General features: G+C 62.1%; 14 protein-coding genes. 8 read left to right on the top strand and 6 right to left on the bottom strand.

The window, feature by feature from the left end; translation table 11 throughout:
* The first annotated feature begins 59 nt into the window (after positions 1-59).
* A complete protein-coding gene (locus RHIBR816_RS0127635) occupies positions 60-1,058 on the top strand; it encodes an aldo/keto reductase (RefSeq protein ID WP_018239821.1) in 999 nt (332 codons plus the stop codon).
* A gap of 42 nt (positions 1,059-1,100) precedes the next feature.
* Here RHIBR816_RS0127635 and RHIBR816_RS0127630 read toward each other — a convergent pair whose 3' ends face one another.
* Complete coding sequence (locus tag RHIBR816_RS0127630) at positions 1,101-2,039, bottom strand: neutral zinc metallopeptidase (RefSeq protein ID WP_018239820.1); 939 nt, start codon at positions 2,037-2,039, stop codon at positions 1,101-1,103.
* Positions 2,040-2,493: 454 nt separating this feature from the next.
* Between RHIBR816_RS0127630 and carB the strand changes: the two genes are divergently transcribed.
* Positions 2,494-5,985 (top strand): carbamoyl-phosphate synthase large subunit, encoded by a 3,492-nt coding sequence (gene carB / locus RHIBR816_RS0127625; RefSeq protein ID WP_018239819.1) that lies wholly within the window; start codon positions 2,494-2,496, stop codon positions 5,983-5,985.
* Positions 5,986-6,160: 175 nt separating this feature from the next.
* A complete protein-coding gene (locus tag RHIBR816_RS0127620) occupies positions 6,161-6,472 on the top strand; it encodes a hypothetical protein (RefSeq protein WP_026187494.1) in 312 nt (103 codons plus the stop codon).
* On the opposite strand, the gene RHIBR816_RS0127615 is transcribed toward RHIBR816_RS0127620, so the two are convergent.
* A complete protein-coding gene (locus tag RHIBR816_RS0127615; protein WP_018239817.1) occupies positions 6,465-7,925 on the bottom strand; it encodes an MFS transporter in 1,461 nt (486 codons plus the stop codon). The two genes, RHIBR816_RS0127620 and RHIBR816_RS0127615, sit on opposite strands and share 8 nt — an antisense overlap.
* A gap of 290 nt (positions 7,926-8,215) precedes the next feature.
* On the opposite strand from RHIBR816_RS0127615, the gene greA reads away from it, so the two are divergent.
* Together greA and RHIBR816_RS0127605 are read left to right on the top strand one after the other, a co-directional pair.
* Complete coding sequence (greA, locus tag RHIBR816_RS0127610) at positions 8,216-8,692, top strand: transcription elongation factor GreA (protein WP_026187492.1); 477 nt, start codon at positions 8,216-8,218, stop codon at positions 8,690-8,692.
* Positions 8,693-8,829: 137 nt separating this feature from the next.
* Entirely contained in the window at positions 8,830-9,885 is a 1,056-nt protein-coding gene (locus RHIBR816_RS0127605) for a glycosyltransferase family 4 protein (RefSeq protein ID WP_018239815.1), read from the top strand.
* Position 9,886: 1 nt separating this feature from the next.
* Here RHIBR816_RS0127605 and RHIBR816_RS0127600 read toward each other — a convergent pair whose 3' ends face one another.
* From RHIBR816_RS0127600 to RHIBR816_RS0127585, 4 genes are all read right to left on the bottom strand, one after another.
* Positions 9,887-10,912 (bottom strand): glycosyltransferase, encoded by a 1,026-nt coding sequence (locus RHIBR816_RS0127600; RefSeq protein ID WP_018239814.1) that lies wholly within the window; start codon positions 10,910-10,912, stop codon positions 9,887-9,889.
* The gene (locus RHIBR816_RS0127595) at positions 10,909-11,940 is read right to left on the bottom strand and encodes a glycosyltransferase (RefSeq protein ID WP_018239813.1); all 1,032 of its coding nucleotides are present in this window, start codon (positions 11,938-11,940) and stop codon (positions 10,909-10,911) included. The genes RHIBR816_RS0127600 and RHIBR816_RS0127595 overlap by 4 nt, the downstream gene beginning before the upstream one ends.
* A 20-nt stretch (positions 11,941-11,960) precedes the next feature.
* Complete coding sequence (locus RHIBR816_RS0127590; RefSeq protein ID WP_026187491.1) at positions 11,961-12,773, bottom strand: glycosyltransferase family 2 protein; 813 nt, start codon at positions 12,771-12,773, stop codon at positions 11,961-11,963.
* A gap of 109 nt (positions 12,774-12,882) precedes the next feature.
* Positions 12,883-13,353: an Lrp/AsnC family transcriptional regulator gene (locus RHIBR816_RS0127585; RefSeq protein ID WP_012708105.1), complete on the bottom strand. Its 471-nt coding sequence runs from the start codon at positions 13,351-13,353 to the stop codon at positions 12,883-12,885.
* Between the two features lie 404 nt (positions 13,354-13,757).
* Here RHIBR816_RS0127585 and trxB point away from each other — a divergent pair, with 404 nt between their 5' ends.
* From trxB to RHIBR816_RS0127570, 3 genes are all read left to right on the top strand, one after another.
* Positions 13,758-14,732, top strand: a complete 975-nt coding sequence (trxB, locus tag RHIBR816_RS0127580; RefSeq protein WP_018239811.1) for a thioredoxin-disulfide reductase — start codon at positions 13,758-13,760, stop codon at positions 14,730-14,732.
* 112 nt (positions 14,733-14,844) lie between these two features.
* Entirely contained in the window at positions 14,845-15,741 is an 897-nt protein-coding gene (locus RHIBR816_RS0127575) for a LysR family transcriptional regulator VtlR (protein ID WP_026187490.1), read from the top strand.
* Positions 15,742-16,401: 660 nt separating this feature from the next.
* A complete protein-coding gene (locus RHIBR816_RS0127570; RefSeq protein WP_026187489.1) occupies positions 16,402-17,370 on the top strand; it encodes a transglycosylase SLT domain-containing protein in 969 nt (322 codons plus the stop codon).
* Positions 17,371-17,440 lie beyond the last annotated feature (70 nt).

Below are 17,440 nucleotides of genomic sequence, written 5' to 3'. Positions count from 1 at the left end.
AACGGGAGTAAATGTTGCAGCGAACGAAACGACCGCAGGCCTTCCTAAGGAGAAATGAGATGCAGATGGTTTCGCTAGGCAAATCCGGTCCCGAAGTTTCAGCAATTGGCCTTGGCTGCATGGGCATGTCGGGAATGTACGGTCCCGCGGATCGTGCGGAAAGCATCGCCACGATTCATGCCGCGCTCGAGGCCGGTATCACACTGCTGGACACGGGCGATTTCTACGGCATGGGGCACAACGAGATGCTGATCCGCGAGGCCCTTGCGGGCCGCCGCCGTGACCAGGTGCAACTCAGCGTCAAGTTCGGCGCGTTGCGCGATGCGGCAGGCGGCTGGTCCGGCTATGATGGACGACCGAAGGCAGTGCGGAATTTCCTCGCCTACAGCCTCCAGCGCCTCGGCGTCGACCATATCGATATCTATCGCCCCTCCCGACTCGACCCGGACGTGCCGATCGAAGAAACGATCGGCGCGATCGCCGATATGGTGAAGGCGGGATACGTTCGTCACATCGGTCTCTCGGAAATCGGCGCTGAGACGATCCGCCGGGCAGCCGCCGTCCACCCGATCAGCGACCTGCAGATCGAATATTCGTTGATCTCGCGAGGGATCGAGGACCAGATCCTCCCGACCTGCCGCGAACTCGGGATAGGCATCACCGCCTATGGCGTGCTTTCGCGCGGCCTGATCAGCGGCCATTGGCAGAAGGATGCCGCCAGGAGCGGCGACTTCCGCGCCATGAGCCCTCGTTTCCAGGAAGGCAATCTCGAACAGAACCTCGCACTCGTCGAAGCATTGAGGCGCATTGCGGCTGACAAGGGCGCGACGGTGGCGCAGATCGCCATCGCTTGGGTCGCCGCCCAGGGCCGAGATATCGTGCCGCTCGTCGGCGCCCGGCGGCGCGACCGGCTCTCGGAGGCGCTCGGCGCACAAGCAGTTCACCTCGACGCTAAGGACCTTGACGCCATCGAGCGCGCCGTCCCCAAGGGCGCAGCTGCCGGTGCGCGCTATCCCGAGGCGCAACTGGTCCATATGGACAGCGAGAAGAAGGGATGATGGAAGCGCCGGACCGGGCAGTGCCCGGTCCGGCCGAAGCATTTAGACCGAGCCGGAGAAAGTATCGCAGTCCGCCATCTTGCCGCTGTCGAAACCGCGCTTGAACCACTTCATCCGCTGCTCGGACGTCCCGTGGTTGAAGCTCTCCGGTACCACATAGCCCTGCATGCGTTTCTGCAGCGTGTCGTCGCCGATCTGAGTGGCAGCATTCAGCGCCTCTTCGAGGTCGCCGCGCTCCAGCAAGCCCTTCTGCTCGGTATATTTGCCCCAGATTCCAGCAAAGCAATCCGCCTGCAACTCGACGCGGATCGACATCTGGTTTGCCTCGACTTCGCTCATGCGCTGGCGCATCTGATTGAACTTCGGAAGGACGCCGAGCAGGTTCTGAACGTGATGGCCCACCTCGTGCGCCAGGACATAGGCCTGAGCGAAGTCGCCGGCCGCATCGAACTTCTGCGTGAGTTCCTCGAAGAAGGTCATATCGAGATAGACCTTGCGGTCGCCCGGGCAATAGAAGGGACCCGAGGCAGCCGAAGCGAAGCCGCAGGCCGACTGGACGGACCCGCTGAAGAGCACGAGCCTTGGCTCCTGGTATTGCTCGCCGCCAGCCTGGAAGATGCCGTTCCAGGTATCCTCCGTTTCCGCGAGTACCGTCGCCATGAAGGCCTTCATTTCCTCCTCTTCGGCCGAGCCGCGCGGCGTCTGCGAACCGTCGCTCTGTTCGAAGCCCGGCATGTTCACCGGACCACCCTCGAGAACCTGAAGCATGTCGATGCCCATGGCTTTCAGCACGAAATAAAGAATGACGAGGAAGATGATCGTGCCGAAGCTCAAGCCGCCGCCGGCGCGACGCATGCCGCCACCGCCGGTCGGGATGCGGAATCCTCCGCCGCGGCCGAAGGGGCCGCCTCCAAGGCCGCCGGGGCTCGCACCCCGCTGATCCTCGACATTGCTGGACTGGCGGCGACCCTTCCATTCCATGATTATTCCTCCGAAGACGTCGCTTCTACCTTGGCGCGTTGACTAGTTATAGGCCCGCACGGCGACCCATGTAAAACGCAATCGCTGCTGGGCGGTTTCATCGACCGGGTCATTTTTGCTCTGATCTAGCCGATCCGATGCCGGCCTTGGCCATGCCGCGTCGCTGAACTGATTGCCGGGCACCTTCCGGCGCCCCCGGAGCGAGACGAAGTGTTCCCGATCCCCTCTCCCGAACGGGCCGCGGATCTCAGTCGATTTTCGGTGCGCGATGCCGGCTTGGTCGATGCTGCGGATATCTTCGCTTTATTGTCGATTCCGGAATTTTCGGGGTTCCGCTGGCAGAAACATTTGCCTATAAGCCGCTTCTAGCCTGAAAACACCATTCATTGCGCACCCGGCCGGTGATCTCCCACCTCGGCCGGTTTTTCGCGCAGCCAGAAAACGGATGAGAACCATGCCGAAGCGCCAAGATATCAAATCGATCCTCATCATCGGCGCGGGGCCGATCGTGATCGGCCAGGCATGCGAATTCGATTATTCCGGCACTCAGGCTTGCAAGGCGCTCAAGGAGGAAGGCTATCGCGTCATCCTCGTCAACTCAAACCCGGCGACGATCATGACCGATCCGGGTCTGGCGGATGCGACCTATGTCGAACCGATCACGCCCGAGGTGGTGGCCAAGATCATCGCCAAGGAACGCCCCGATGCGCTGCTGCCGACCATGGGCGGCCAGACGGCCTTGAACACGGCGCTGTCCCTGCGGCGGATGGGTGTCCTCGATCGCTATAATGTCGAGATGATCGGTGCCAAGCCCGATGCGATCGACAAGGCCGAGGACCGGGCGCTCTTCCGCGAGGCGATGGCCAAGATCGGGCTCGAAACGCCGAAGTCGCGGCTGGCGAACGCCACCGACATCAAGGACCAGGATCGCAAGGCGCATGAGGCGGAGCGCGCCGCGCTCAAGGCCAAATTCGCCGGCGCCGAACTCGACACCGCGCTCGACGACCTCGAGAACAAGTGGAACCTCGGCGAAGGCGACCGCAAGCAGCGCTATGTGAACCATGCAATGGCAATCGCCGCGCAGGCGCTCGACGATGTCGGCCTGCCGGCAATCATCCGCCCCTCTTTCACGCTCGGCGGGACGGGAGGCGGCATCGCCTACAACCGCTCGGAATTCTTCGAGATCGTCGGCAGCGGCCTCGATGCGTCGCCGACGACCGAGGTCCTGATCGAAGAATCGGTCCTCGGCTGGAAGGAATATGAAATGGAAGTCGTCCGCGACAAGGCGGACAATTGCATCATCATCTGCTCGATCGAAAACATCGACCCGATGGGTGTGCATACAGGCGATTCCATCACCGTTGCGCCGGCGCTGACCCTGACGGACAAGGAATATCAGATCATGCGCAACGCCTCGATCGCGGTGTTGCGCGAGATCGGCGTTGAGACCGGCGGATCGAACGTGCAGTTCGCGGTCAATCCGGAAAACGGCCGCCTGGTGGTCATCGAGATGAACCCGCGCGTCTCGCGTTCTTCGGCGCTGGCCTCCAAGGCGACCGGCTTCCCGATCGCCAAGATCGCCGCCAAGCTCGCCATCGGCTATACGCTTGACGAACTGGACAACGACATCACCGGGGGAGCCACGCCTGCGTCCTTCGAACCGTCGATCGACTATGTCGTTACCAAGATCCCGCGCTTCGCCTTCGAAAAGTTCCCCGGCGCCGAGCCGACCCTGACCACCGCAATGAAATCGGTCGGCGAAGTCATGGCGATTGGCCGCACTTTTGCGGAATCGCTGCAGAAGGCGCTTCGAGGGCTTGAAACAGGGCTCACCGGTCTCGACGAGATCGAAGTTCCCGATTTCGACGCCGACGGCGATGGCCGCAACGCCATCCGTGCGGCGCTCGGCACGCCGACCCCCGACCGCCTGCGCATGGTCGCCCAGGCGCTGCGCCTTGGCATGACCGAGGCGGAAGTGCACGAGGCCTGCAAGATCGATCCGTGGTTCATCGCCCAGTTCAAGGCGATCGTCGACATGGAGGCCCGTATCCGCGAGCACGGATTGCCGCAGGATGCCGAAAACCTGAGAATGCTGAAGGCGATGGGTTTCTCCGATGCGCGGCTCGCGACGCTCACCGGCAAGCGACCGAAGGAAGTCGCGGAACTGCGCAACGCGCTGAACGTCCGCCCGGTCTACAAGCGTATCGACACCTGCGCGGCGGAGTTCGCCTCGCCGACCGCCTATATGTATTCGACCTATGAAACGCCGTTCGTTGGCGCCGCCCGCTCCGAGGCACAGGTTTCCGATCGCAAGAAGGTCGTCATCCTGGGTGGCGGCCCGAACCGGATCGGCCAGGGGATCGAGTTCGACTATTGCTGCTGCCACGCGGCCTTCGCGCTCAAGGACGCCGGCTATGAATCGATCATGATCAACTGCAACCCGGAAACCGTTTCGACCGACTATGACACCTCCGACCGGCTCTATTTCGAGCCGCTGACGGCGGAAGACGTGATCGAAATCATGCGCGCCGAACAGGAAAACGGCACGCTGCATGGCGTCATCGTGCAGTTCGGCGGCCAGACACCGCTGAAGCTTGCCGAGGCGCTTGAGAAGAACGGTATTCCGATCCTCGGCACGGCTCCCGACGCGATCGATCTGGCCGAGGACCGGGACCGCTTCCAGAAGCTTCTGATGAAGCTCGACCTCAACCAGCCGCGCAACGGCATCGCCTACTCCGTCGAGCAGGCGCGCCTCGTCGCCGCCGAAATCGGCTTCCCGCTCGTCGTGCGCCCGTCCTATGTTCTCGGCGGCCGCGCGATGCAGATCATCCATTCGGAAAGCATGCTGCAGACCTACCTGCTCGATACGGTTCCGGGCCTCGTACCGGAAGACATCAAACAGCGTTATCCCAACGACAAGACGGGCCAGATCAACACGCTGCTCGGCAAGAACCCGCTGCTCTTCGACAGCTATCTGACCAACGCGATCGAAGTCGATGTCGATTGCCTCTGCGACGGCAAGGACGTCTTCGTATCCGGTATCATGGAGCATATCGAAGAGGCCGGCATTCACTCCGGAGACTCGGCCTGTTCACTGCCGGTGCACTCGCTCGACACGAACCTCGTCGACGAACTCGAGCGGCAGACGGCGGCACTTGCCAAGGCGCTCAACGTCGGCGGCTTGATGAACGTGCAGTTCGCCATCAAGGATGGCACGATCTACGTGCTCGAAGTCAATCCGCGTGCGTCGCGCACCGTTCCCTTCGTCGCCAAGACGATCGGCGCGCCGATTGCGAAGATCGCCGCGCGCGTGATGGCCGGCGAATCCCTTGACCAGGCGATCGCGGCTTATGGCAAGAAGCCGGATCCACGCAATCTGAAGCATATTGCCGTCAAGGAGGCCGTGTTCCCGTTCGCCCGCTTCCCGGGCGTCGATACGCTGCTCGGCCCGGAAATGCGCTCGACCGGCGAAGTGATCGGCCTCGACACCGACTATGCGCTGGCTTTCGCCAAGTCCCAGCTCGGCGCCGGCGTCGACCTGCCGCGTGACGGAACGGTGTTCGTCTCGGTTCGCGACGAGGACAAGGCACGGGTGCTGCCGGCCATCCGGGTTCTGGCGGAAATCGGCTTCAAGGTGATGGCAACCGGCGGCACTGCCCGGTTCCTGGGCGAGCAGGGCATCACGGCCACCAAGGTCAACAAGGTGCTGGAAGGCCGGCCGCATGTCGAGGACGCCATCCGCAACCGCCAGATCCAGCTTGTCATCAACACGACGGACGGCAACAAGGCGATCTCCGACTCGAAGTCACTCCGTCGCGCCACCCTGATGCAGAAGGTCCCCTACTATACGACGATGGCCGGAGCGGAAGCCGCCGCACGCGCCATCAAGGCACTGAAGGCCGGGAGCCTCGAAGTGCGTCCGCTGCAGAGCTATTTCGAAGCTTGACGTCGCCCAGGCGCACCCGGTTTTTCCCGGGGGCGCCATCTCGTGCATTGCCGCCCTGCTCCTGAATGCTACCTGAACGTCAGGTTCAGGCTTCATTCGGATGCGACGTGGTTCTCTGATCCCCGTGAGCAGCGAGGCCGAATGGGACGGCGACGCGCTCTCCGGGGGCGAGGGCATGCGGCTATATTTTTTCGATCTTTGCTGGGGTGAAGACAGCTTCCTCGATGAGGAGGGCGTCGCTCATTTCGACGACGGTTCCGCGCTCTATTACGCTCAGCGTATCGCCGACAAGATCGGCCGTGACGCCGACTATGGATCGCTCAAGGTGCAGGTGCGTTCGAGCGAGGGCAAACTGCTCGCGACCGTTGCGCCGTCCGTGGGTCGCGGCCGCGAGCAGTTTGCCTTGATTGGCAGAGGCCGTCCCGGCTTGCTCCGCGACCACCCCGAAAATGCTGTTCCGTCGGCCGCGACCGCAGCCCTCACTTGAGCGGCGGCAGGCGCAGAGTCCTGACGGCGAAGAAGAGCGACGCGGCGGCAATGATGCAAGCCAGAGAAAACACGGCAAGCAGCGACAAGGACAGCACACGGTGGCTGACGCCCTCATCGAAGCCAAACGCGTTGGCAGTTGCACCGAAAGTGGCAGCGCCGATCGCGTAGCCGGCCGATTGCAGCGTCGGCAGCAGCGCCGACGTCCTGTCGCGTTCCTCTCTGGCCGAGACATCCATCAGGAACTGGCTGAGCGTTCCCCAACTCACCCCGAAACCGGTTCCGATAGCGACCTGCCCGACGAACACGAGGCGATATTCACCGCTGCCGACGGCCAGCGCCAGTCCGACGAGACCGATGCAGAGGATCAGCGGCCCCGTCCACATCAGACGAACGCGAAATGCATGCGAGGGCAGGCTGGCGACAAGGATTGCCGTGCCGCTCCAGGACATGGCCATCAGGGCGCTGGAAAAACCGGCAGCGGTCGGTCCGAAGTCCCACAGCTGCTGCATGGTATAGACGAGATAGACGGAGCCCGCCGCCTGGGCGAGCGGCATCAACAGAATGACCCAGAGTCCTGTGCCGAGCGGAGTGCGGATCGAGAAAGCACCATACGGCAGAATGGAATTCGGCGACCTGCGATCGGATCGGATCGCAGCGATGAAGACGGCTTGCGCCAGTACGAGCAAGACAGCCATCAGATAGCCGTTCCCTGCCGTGTTCGAGAGCGAGATCAGCAAGATGCCCAGGCCGAAAGCGAAAAGTCGCAGCACGGGAACCGCGCCTGCCGACCCCTTGCCTGCCTTCGGCGGACCGACGATTGCGATGACGAGCGCTATGAAGATTGCGACCGCCGGGATGTTGACGAAGAAGGCGGCGCGCCAGGACCAGTGCTCGGTGAGAGCCCCGGAGATCAGCGGGCCGCCAAAGGCCGCCGAGGCCCAGACGATTGCCTCTGCCCCGAACACCTTCGGTACGAGGCGCGGTGGGAAAAGCTCGGGTATCAGTGCATAGCAAACTCCGGCGATGATCCCCTCGCCCAGCCCTTGCAGCAGCCTGCCTGCGAGCACTTGCGGCATGCCGGTCGCGAACGTCGCGATGGCGGTGCCGGTGGCGAAGACGAGTGCCGCAGCGATCAGCGTATTGCGCGCGCCGAACCTGGCTTTCTGATTGGCCGCCAGGGCGCCGCCGATGATGGCGAAGACGAGATAGAGCGTGAAGGCCCAGGACAATAGCGCCGCCCCGCCGAATTCCTCGACGGCCGTCGGCAGGGCCGTCGAAATGAAGAACTCGTTGAAGGCAAACAGCGCGACGCCAAGGCACAGTGTCACGGTCGCAGCGAGATGATCCCTTCGCAACAATTCGCTCCAGCGGCCCTCGCCTTCGCCGTGTCCCTGACCGTCTCCGCGCAGAGTCACGCTGGCGGTCCCTGCTCCCTCTTCGACTACACTCATAGATTGGTTCCGATCGCTTGTTCATGGAACCTGAACTGATACAACCTCAAGTGCCGTTGAGGTAAAGGGGCTTTTTGCAAGTGACCGAATATTTTGGAGAAGCTCGACGCCGCACGCCGCCTTCGGCAGCCGTGGCCGTCGCGAAAAATCTGGCTTTCGCGCTTCCGTTTCTGTTATAAGAACGGTTCGGATGTTTTTGGACGGTTCCGGTGCTTTCGCTCCGGGAACCGTTTTCTTTTGCGTCGGCGCCGCCGGGAGGCGGCGCCGCGCGCTTGATAAAGGACAATGAAATGGTCGACAAGGTTCCGATGACCCAGGGTGGTTTCGCCAATCTGCAGGAGGAGCTGCGCTGGCGCCAGCAGGAAGAACGCCCGCGAATCATCGAAGCGATCGCCGAGGCGCGTGCCCATGGGGATTTGTCGGAAAATGCCGAATATCATGCCGCCAAGGAGGCGCAAAGCCACAATGAGGGTCGGGTCTCCGAGCTCGAGGACCTGATCGCCCGGGCGGAGGTCATCGATCTTTCGAAGATGTCCGGCTCGAAGATCAAGTTCGGTGCGCGCGTGAGACTCGTAGACGAGGACACCGAGGAGGAAAAGACCTACCAGATCGTTGGCGACCAGGAAGCCGACGTTAAGGCCGGCCGCATTTCCATCTCCTCTCCGATTGCCCGCGCATTGATCGGCAAGGAGGTCGGAGATTCCATCGAAGTGAACGCCCCGGGTGGTTCAAAGGCATACGAAATCCTCGCCGTTCAATGGGGCTGATCGCCCGAATCCAGCAGCCAAAACACGGAAGGGCGGTGGGGCATGACCACGGCCCCGCCCGCCTCGTACGGGGCGCGGCATTCGACCGGCTCCGCTTCCCCACACCTGATTGCTAGCGGCGCAAGGAGAGCGCTCACGTGGCCGATATCCGGGACATCGAGGTTATTGCGCCCAATTTCAAGCGGCGTCTCTCCGGCGTCACTTCGACGATCATCCAGCTTGTTCCCGTTCAGTGCAACCTTGGGCAGAAGATCGCGGTCCTCGGACCCGGGCTTCCCGAGAGCTTGCCGTCGGTCCGGTTCCGCGACCTGATCCACCTCTGGCGGAAGCCGCCGGGCCGCCGCTGCCGCGTCTGGCATGCGCGCCGCAATGTCGAAATGCTGCCGGCAATCCTTCTGCGTGATCTGCTGCGCATGAAGATCCGGGTCGTCTTCACCTCCGCCTCGCAGCGGCGGCATACCGGCTGGAGCAAGTTCCTCATCGGCCGGATGGACGCGGTGATTGCCACGAGCGCCAAAACAGCCGCCTATCTGGAGGTTCCGAACACCGTCATCCTGCACGGGATCGACACGAAACGCTTCCGACCGCCGGTCGACAAGACGGCGGCGAAACGCGCACTCGAACTCGATCCCTCGAGGAAATATGTCGGGTGCTTCGGCCGTGTCCGCCATCAGAAGGGAACCGACCTTTTCGTCGACAGCATGATTGCCCTCTTGCCTAGCCGACCCGAATGGGGCGCGATCGTCGCCGGACGCGCTACCGGCCCTCACCTCGACTTCGAGGCTGAATTGAAGGATCGCGTCGTCAAGGCTGGGCTTACCGACCGCATACTGTTTGTCGGCGAGCACACCAATATTCCCGATTGGTACCGCGCCCTCGATCTCTTTATCGCACCACAGAGATGGGAGGGCTTCGGCCTGACACCGCTCGAGGCCATGGCGAGCGGCGTGCCGGTCGTGGCGAGCGACGTCGGCGCCTTCTCCGAATTGATTGCCGAAGGGCCGGACGAGACCGGGCTTATCATTCTGGCCGCCAACCTCGAAGCAATGGTCGAGGGCGCCGCGACATTCATGGACGACCCGGCGCGACTTGCGGCTGCCGGCGCAAACGGTCTGGCGCGCACCTCAAGGGATTTCGCCATCGAGAGTGAAGCGCGGGCAATCGGTGCGATCTACGACGGCCTTATGCGCTGACTTAGGGGCGCTTCGAGGCGAACAGCCTCAGATAGGCATCGGTGATCGCCGCCTTGGAGAACTGGCTGACCAAAGTCTGATGTCCGCTTTCGGCGAGTGCAGATCCGAGGTCGCGGTCGTTCGCGATCCGCTCGATTGCGTGCGCGAAACCTTGGGCATCACCAATATCGGCCATCAGACCGTTTTCACCGTCACGCATGAACCACTGCGGTCCCTCGGATCGGCTGGAGACGACCGGCGTTCCCTGGGCCCAGGCCTCCAGAATGACGTTGCCGAGCGGCTCGTGGCTCGACGCCATGACGAAGATGTCGGCCGCTGCGAGGAACGGTCTCGTGTCCTTCTGCCAACCGGCGAAGCGAATTCTCTGACTGACGCCGAGATCGGTTGCAAGCTTGTCGAGGTTGTCCCGTTCCTCGCCATCGCCGAGCAGCCAGAGGTAAACGCCGGGCACGTTGGCGACCGCCTCGATCAATGTATGGAAGCCTTTGCGCTCCACAAAACGGCCCATCGACATGACGACCGGCGCGTCCGCCGGCGTGTCGAGCACCGCCCGGCTGATCGGCGCCACGCGTTCGGTGCTGGTGAAGTTCGAGATGACTTCGACATCGCGCTTCCAGCCGAGCGCGCGGACATGCTCGGCAATCCCCGGCGTATTGCAGACGAGGCAATCCGTGTTGCGGAAATAGTCCAGGCGTGGCGGATAGTCGCCGAGCCGGGAAATCTTGATGCACCCCTTATAGGGCGGCATCAATTGACTGGCGCGCGGCGCCCAGGCCATCAGGGCGTCCGGCCTGTCGCGCCGTGCCATGTGCATCACCCTGCGCGGCAGCAGAAGACGGTCCAGCGACAGGTTCCGGAAATGGCTTTCCGTTATCTTCGTCGCGCCCTCGATTTCGGAGCGCCAGAGACGGTCGGGGCGGATCACCGATTTCTGCTCGACGCCGCGTTCGGCAAGCGCGTTGACGAGATGGACGAAAAAGCGTTCCGCGCCGCCGTCCTTGCCGAAGTGGAAGTGTATGACTTTCATCGGCGAGCGGCACCTCTTGCGAAGAGATCGAGATAAGCGTCGGTGATCGCCTCCTCGGAAAAGCGCGTAGACAGCGTTTCGCGGCCGCCCTCACTCAATCTTACGCGCAACTCGGGATCGTCGCGCAGCCTGCGGATCGCGTTTGCGAGGCCGTCGTCGTCGCCGCAATCGACCATCAGCGCGTCGCGCTCGTGCGTCATTACCCAGGATGGCCCCTCGGCTCTCGATGACACCGTCGGTTTTCCGGCACCCCAGCCCTCGAAGCAGACATTGCCGAGGGGCTCGTGAGAGGAATTGATGACGAACAAATCGCCGGCGGCGAGGTAGCCATAGGCGTTCGTCTGCCACCCTGGAAAGCGCACCCGATCGCGGATGCCGAGTTCGTCCGCCAACCGTTCCAGAGCTTCGCGTTCAGGGCCGTCGCCGACGAGCCATAGATAGGCGCCGTCGATCTTCTGGACGGCACGCAGCACCCCGTCGAAGCCCTTGCGCTTGGCGAAACGGCCCATGCCGACGACGACGAAGGCGTCGTCGGGTGTTTGCATGTCGGAGCGCGCGACCGGGGCGACCGGCGTCGCACGGGTGAAATTGGCGATCACCTCGATATCGCCGCGCCAGCCGAATTCGCGAACCTTGGCGGCGATATCCGGCGTGATGCAGACCAATGTCTCGACATTGGCGTAGTAGCCGAGATGCTCCGGATAGTCGCCGAGACGAGAAATGCGGAAGGCATCCTTGTAGGCGGGCATGAAGCGGCTGGCGCGCAACTGCCAGGCCATGATCACGTCCGGCCGGAATTCCCGAAGGATCCGCGACATCCGCCACCGCAGCAAGAAACGCGAAAGCGAAATGCGGCGGAAGACGCCTTCGTAGACCTTTGCGCTGCCCTCGATTTCGCCACGCCAGCTGCGCCCGGGCCGGACCAGCACGCGCTGCTCGACGCCCCTGTCATGCAGGGCGTTGACCAGGTTCACGAAGAAACGCTCGGCGCCGCCCTCCTTGCCGAAATGTATATGCATGACTTTCATACGTCACCTTTTCCAGGCACTTAACGGGAGAGCGCGTCGTCGACGTTCGGCCGGGCCTTCAACGCGTGCCGCTGATAGACCTTGGCGGCGGTCAGGAACGCGTAGACCGAGCCGGTCATGGCTTCGATGAAACCCGGGAAGCCGCAGCGCCAGAGACCATTGCGGAAGTAGAGCCGGTAGAAATAGAGCGGCGGGCCAAATAGCATCTTATAGGGGCGCACCGCCTTGCCCTCGGCGAACTGCTGATCCGCTTTCAGCGTCGAATACTTGTTTTCCTTGAGGATCTGCTCGTCGATGATCAGCGGCCGGTAGTGCAGCAGGCTGCCCGTTCGGGCCGCGTCCACCTTGCCTTCCGGGACGATCCCTTCGTGCACCTTCTGGTCAAGGTCGTAGCGGCCGCACCCGTTGCGGATCAGGCGTAGATTGCGCCGTTCGTGCACCTTTTCGGGCGTGTAGCCGTAGCCGATCAGATAGGGACGGCGCGCCACCCGCCAGCCGACGATGTCGGACGGGGCATTCAAGAGCGAAGGCAGGAGGGCCTTGAGCGGTTCGTCGAACCGCTCGTCCGCGTCGATATTGAAGCACCAGGGCTGACTGCACTGCTCCAGGGCGAATTGCTTCTGCCCGGCATAGCCACGCCACGGTTCATGCATGAACCGGATGGGCCAGCCCTTGTCGACATAGGATTGCACCAGTGCCGCCGTTCCATCGGTCGAGCCGGAGTCAACGACCACGATCTCGGCACATTGATCGAGACTTTCGATGCAATTGCCGAGATAGGCCTCTTCGTTCAAGCAGATGATGAAAGCGGAAAGCGGGAGCTTTGGCGTCATGGAGCTCTTCTGACCGGCCGCTTGCGTTGCGCGAAAAGGCTCTTGTCCGGCAAGTGTCAAGGTTCTGCTGCCCAGTTCGCCCCGATTGAATGGCAACGGCGATGCTTCGCTAAATCTCCACCTGGCAGGCGTCCTTCACTTGGCGGATCGTCAGCATCGTCCGTACTGTATCGACATTGTCGGTCGCAGTGAGCTCTTCAATAACGAAATCCTGAAAGGCCGCAAGGTTCTCGGCGACGCACTGAAGCAGAAAATCCGATTCGCCCGAGACCATCCAGGCCTCGCGGACGAGGGGCCATGAGGCGGTCCGGGCGGCAAAGGCCTTGAGATTGGCGTCAGATTGATGCTTCAGGCCGACCATGCAAAAGGCAACGAGATCGTAGCCGAGTGCGGAGGCATTCAGGAGCGCACGGTAGCCCCGGATGACCCCCGCCTCCTCGAGTTTGCGAACGCGGCGCAGGCACGGCGGCGCCGAGATGCCCACGCGCTCGGCCAATTCCACATTCGTCATGCGGCCGTTGCCCTGCAACTCGCGCAGGATTTTCATGTCGATTGCATCGAGGTCGACGCGTAAGACCATTTGCCAATCCCCGTTTTCATGGACCCCGCAGCAGGTGGTCCCCCTTCTCGCGCGACGTCATCCTAAGAGGAAAGCCGGTCACGCCGAGGCGATATTCTTACCCTGTGGGTAGCACTAACTGCGTCCCTGAACGAGAGTGCGGCGCGTTGCGTGCACAAAAACCTTTCAGCCAAGTGCGGCGGCCAGGCGCCTCTGCCCGCTCGACCGTCCATTCTGCATCAGAAACGATGCAAAAATGCCCGATCTGGTGCCAATTTCATGATGCGCACGCAACCACTTGTGTGTATCAGCAGCGGTGCCCTTGAAAGAGCGCGCTGTGAATACCTAAACTAAGGCGATATTTTTCGAGCATCGACCCAAACCGGACACCGCCAGCCGCCGTCCGGCGAGATAAGGACCAAAGCATGACTGCCCGCCACACCAAAGTGCTGATCATCGGCTCCGGCCCTGCCGGCTACACCGCAGCGATCTATACGGCCCGCGCCATGCTTTCGCCCGTCCTCATCGCCGGCATGGAGCAAGGCGGCCAGCTGATGATCACCACGGATGTGGAGAACTATCCGGGCTATGCCGATCCGGTCCAGGGCCCGTGGATGATGGAGCAGATGCTGAAGCAGGCGACGCATGTCGGCGCCGAGATCGTCAATGACATCGTCACCGATGTGGATCTTTCCGTACGCCCGTTCCGCATCAACACGGACAGCGGCACCGAATGGACCGCCGACGCGCTGATCATCGCGACCGGAGCCAAGGCCAAGTGGCTGGGAATCGAGACGGAGCAGACTTTCATGGGCTTCGGCGTTTCCGCCTGCGCCACCTGCGACGGCTTCTTCTATCGCAACAAGGACGTCATCGTCGTCGGCGGCGGCAACTCCGCCGTGGAGGAAGCGCTGTATCTTTCGAATCTCGCCAAGACGGTCACCGTCGTCCATCGCCGGGATGCCTTCCGGGCGGAAAAGATCCTGCAGGAACGCCTGTTCGCCAAGCCGAACGTCAAGATCGTCTGGGACCATGAGGTGGTCGAATATCTAGGCACACCGGCAAAGCCGCCGATGCCGGCCTCGGTCAACGGTGTGAAGCTGCGCAATACGAAAACCGGCGCTGTTTCCGAAATGGCGGCCGATGGGGTGTTCGTGGCCATCGGCCATGCGCCGGCCGTGGAACTCTTCAAGGGCAAGCTGCGCCAGAAGCCGAACGGCTATCTCTGGACGGCGCCGGACTCCACCGCGACCGATGTCGCCGGGGTCTTTGCGGCCGGCGACGTCACCGACGACATCTATCGCCAGGCGGTCACCGCCGCCGGCATGGGCTGCATGGCGGCGCTCGAGGCGGAGAAATATCTGGCGGGTCATATGCCCGTCGCAATTGCAGCCGAATAGAAGCTGCAAAACGGGGCTAGTGTCGGGAGGCCGGCCCCGTGAGGGAACAGACGCATCGGTGACGCGCGGAGGATCCTGCGGTTCCTCCGAACGGTCCTTTATGGGGGATTTCATGTCGCTAGACTGGGACAAACTGCGCATATTTCATGCGGCGGCGGAGGCCGGCTCGTTCACGCATGCGGCAGACAAGCTCCATCTCTCGCAGTCCGCAATCAGCCGCCAGGTCAGCGCGCTCGAGCAGGACGTCGGCATCAAGCTGTTTCATCGCCATGCGCGCGGTTTGATCCTGACCGAACAGGGCGAAATGCTCTATCGCACGGCGCACGAAGTGCTGATGAAGCTTGAGAGCGTCAAGGCACAGCTCAGCGAGACGACCGACAAACCGAGCGGCAAGTTGCGCATCACGACCACCGTCGGCCTCGGCCAGGGCTGGCTGACCGACAAGATCCAGGAATTCATGGCGCTCTACCCGGACATCCACGTCCAGCTCATTCTCGACAATGAGGAACTCGACGTGAACATGCGGCATGCCGACTGCGCCATCCGCTTGCGCCAACCGCAGCAATCGGACCTGATCCAGCGCAAGCTTTTCACGGTGCACATGCATATCTATGCGGCGCCGTCTTACATCAACAAGCACGGCGAGCCGCAGTCGATCCAGGATCTCGACAATCACCGCATCATCACCTTCGGCGAACCGGCTCCCAACTATCTGCTGGACGTGAACTGGCTGGAGATCGCCGGACGAGATCCCGACAATCCGCGCGTCTCGCACTTGCAGATCAACAGCCAAACCTCGATCAAGCGCGCCTGCCTGCTCGGCATCGGCATTGCCATGCTCCCCGACTATATCGTCGGTCGAGATCCCGGTTTGATCCAGTTGCCGATCAGCGCCGACATCCCTTCCTTCGACACCTATTTCTGTTATCCGGACGAAATGAAGAACGCCGCAAAGCTGAAGGTTTTCCGCGACTATATCGTCGCCAAGGCCCGCAATTGGAATTTTTGACACACGGAGCGATTGCTCGATTTATAGGCAGTTGCCACGCGCGCCATTAAACTATTGTTTTTCTGACATTTCTCAATGCACTCCAAGTATTAGCGCAAAGAAATAAGCGATGGTGCGATGCAAAAAAGTGCAGGAATGCGCGGACGGCATGGCTGTCATGCATATTAAATGATTGCTCCGCGCCCAAAAAAGCAGCATACCAAATCCAGCTGATGCATCTTTGGTGGCTTCTCCTCCCAGTGCCACCGCAGCAGCTGTTCCCCTCTGGAGGTTTTAATTACCTTCACAACTACAAGGGCCCAAGTTTTCTTGCGGCCCTCTTTTTTTGCCCGCCGCACGCGCAGCCCTCAGTTGTGAAAATCTGCCGTCGCCGCCATTGAAAGCGACTTAGTCGCTTACCATATTGATTTCAGCTGATGCATTTGGCGGCTTTCTCCTCCCCGGCTGCCGCATCAGCTGTTCCCCTCTGGAGGTTTTGAAACCTTCACAACTGACAGGGCCCAAGTTCGCTTGTGGCCCTCTTTTTTTGCTGTTTCATGGATCAATGCGTTGCCGTCCTTTCGGGGGGCTACGATCTCGTCGGTTGCTGTGCCCTGCCCCGTTTCTCGTCGGCGGCGAAGATGCTATTCATAGATCACTCGTTCATCGCCGAGGAGCTGCATGGTCAAACAGAGCCGCGCGGGCCGATGCCGCATCTGGGGAAACCGAATGGGACGTCTGGCGGGCGGGGCCGGGTTTCTGGCTGCGTTGGTTCTAGGCGGCGTCGCCGACGCTCGAACCGACGCTCCGATCGCGGCGCGAAAATGCGTCTATTCCGGTGTCTCCGCGGCAAATCCGTCGGTCCCACTTTGCATCAGCCGCGAGAATTTTGCCCGGGACGTGTGTGGCATTATCGAACACTATGCCGAGGCAAACGGACTGCCGGCGCCCTTTTTTGCGCGGCTGATCTGGCGCGAAAGCCTTTTCCAACCGGATGCCGTCAGCCCAAAGGGCGCCGAAGGGATTGCCCAGTTCATGCCCGGGACGGCAAAGCTGCGCGGTCTGGCCAACAGTTTCGACGCCGTGGCGGCACTCGGCAAGTCGGCCGAGTATTTGAGCGAGCTCAAGCTCCGCTATGGCAATCTCGGCTTTGCAGCGGCGGCCTACAATGCTGGCGAGGCCGGACTCGAGCGGTTTCTCGAGGTTGATTGGCTGCCCTACGAGACGCGCGAATACGTCCTGGCGATCACTGCCCACCCGGTGGAGGACTGGCGCGACAACCCGCCGAAATCGCCCGACCTTGCGCTCGACAAGACCAAGAGCTTCCTGGATGGCTGCGTCGCGCTCGCCAGCACGCGGCGGCTGCGCGAGATCGTCGTCGTGGACGAGGCCGCTTGGGCGCCCTGGGGCGTGCAATTGGCCGCGCACCACCGGAAAACCATCGCATACCGCCTGTTCCTGAATGCCGCAAAGCGACTGCCGGCGCCGATCAACGGCGAAAAGGCGCTCCTGCTGCGCGAGCGCAATGGCAGTTTTGGTGGCAGAATACGATATGCCGCGCGCATCGGCCGCCAGAGCCGCGCCGAGGCGGACAAGCTCTGCGCCGCCATTCGCCGGAGCGGAGGCGCCTGCATCGTCTTCAAGAACTGACCGGCCGGCACTGTCATTCCGGTCGTGCCTCACCGACAAAAAAGCCCGCCATAGGCGGGCTTTTCCTGTG

The organism is Ensifer sp. BR816 (genome assembly GCF_000378985.1).
Lineage (GTDB): Bacteria > Pseudomonadota > Alphaproteobacteria > Rhizobiales > Rhizobiaceae > Sinorhizobium.
Note: the sequence above shows the minus strand (reverse complement) of the source record. Positions and strands in the feature narration are given on the sequence as shown.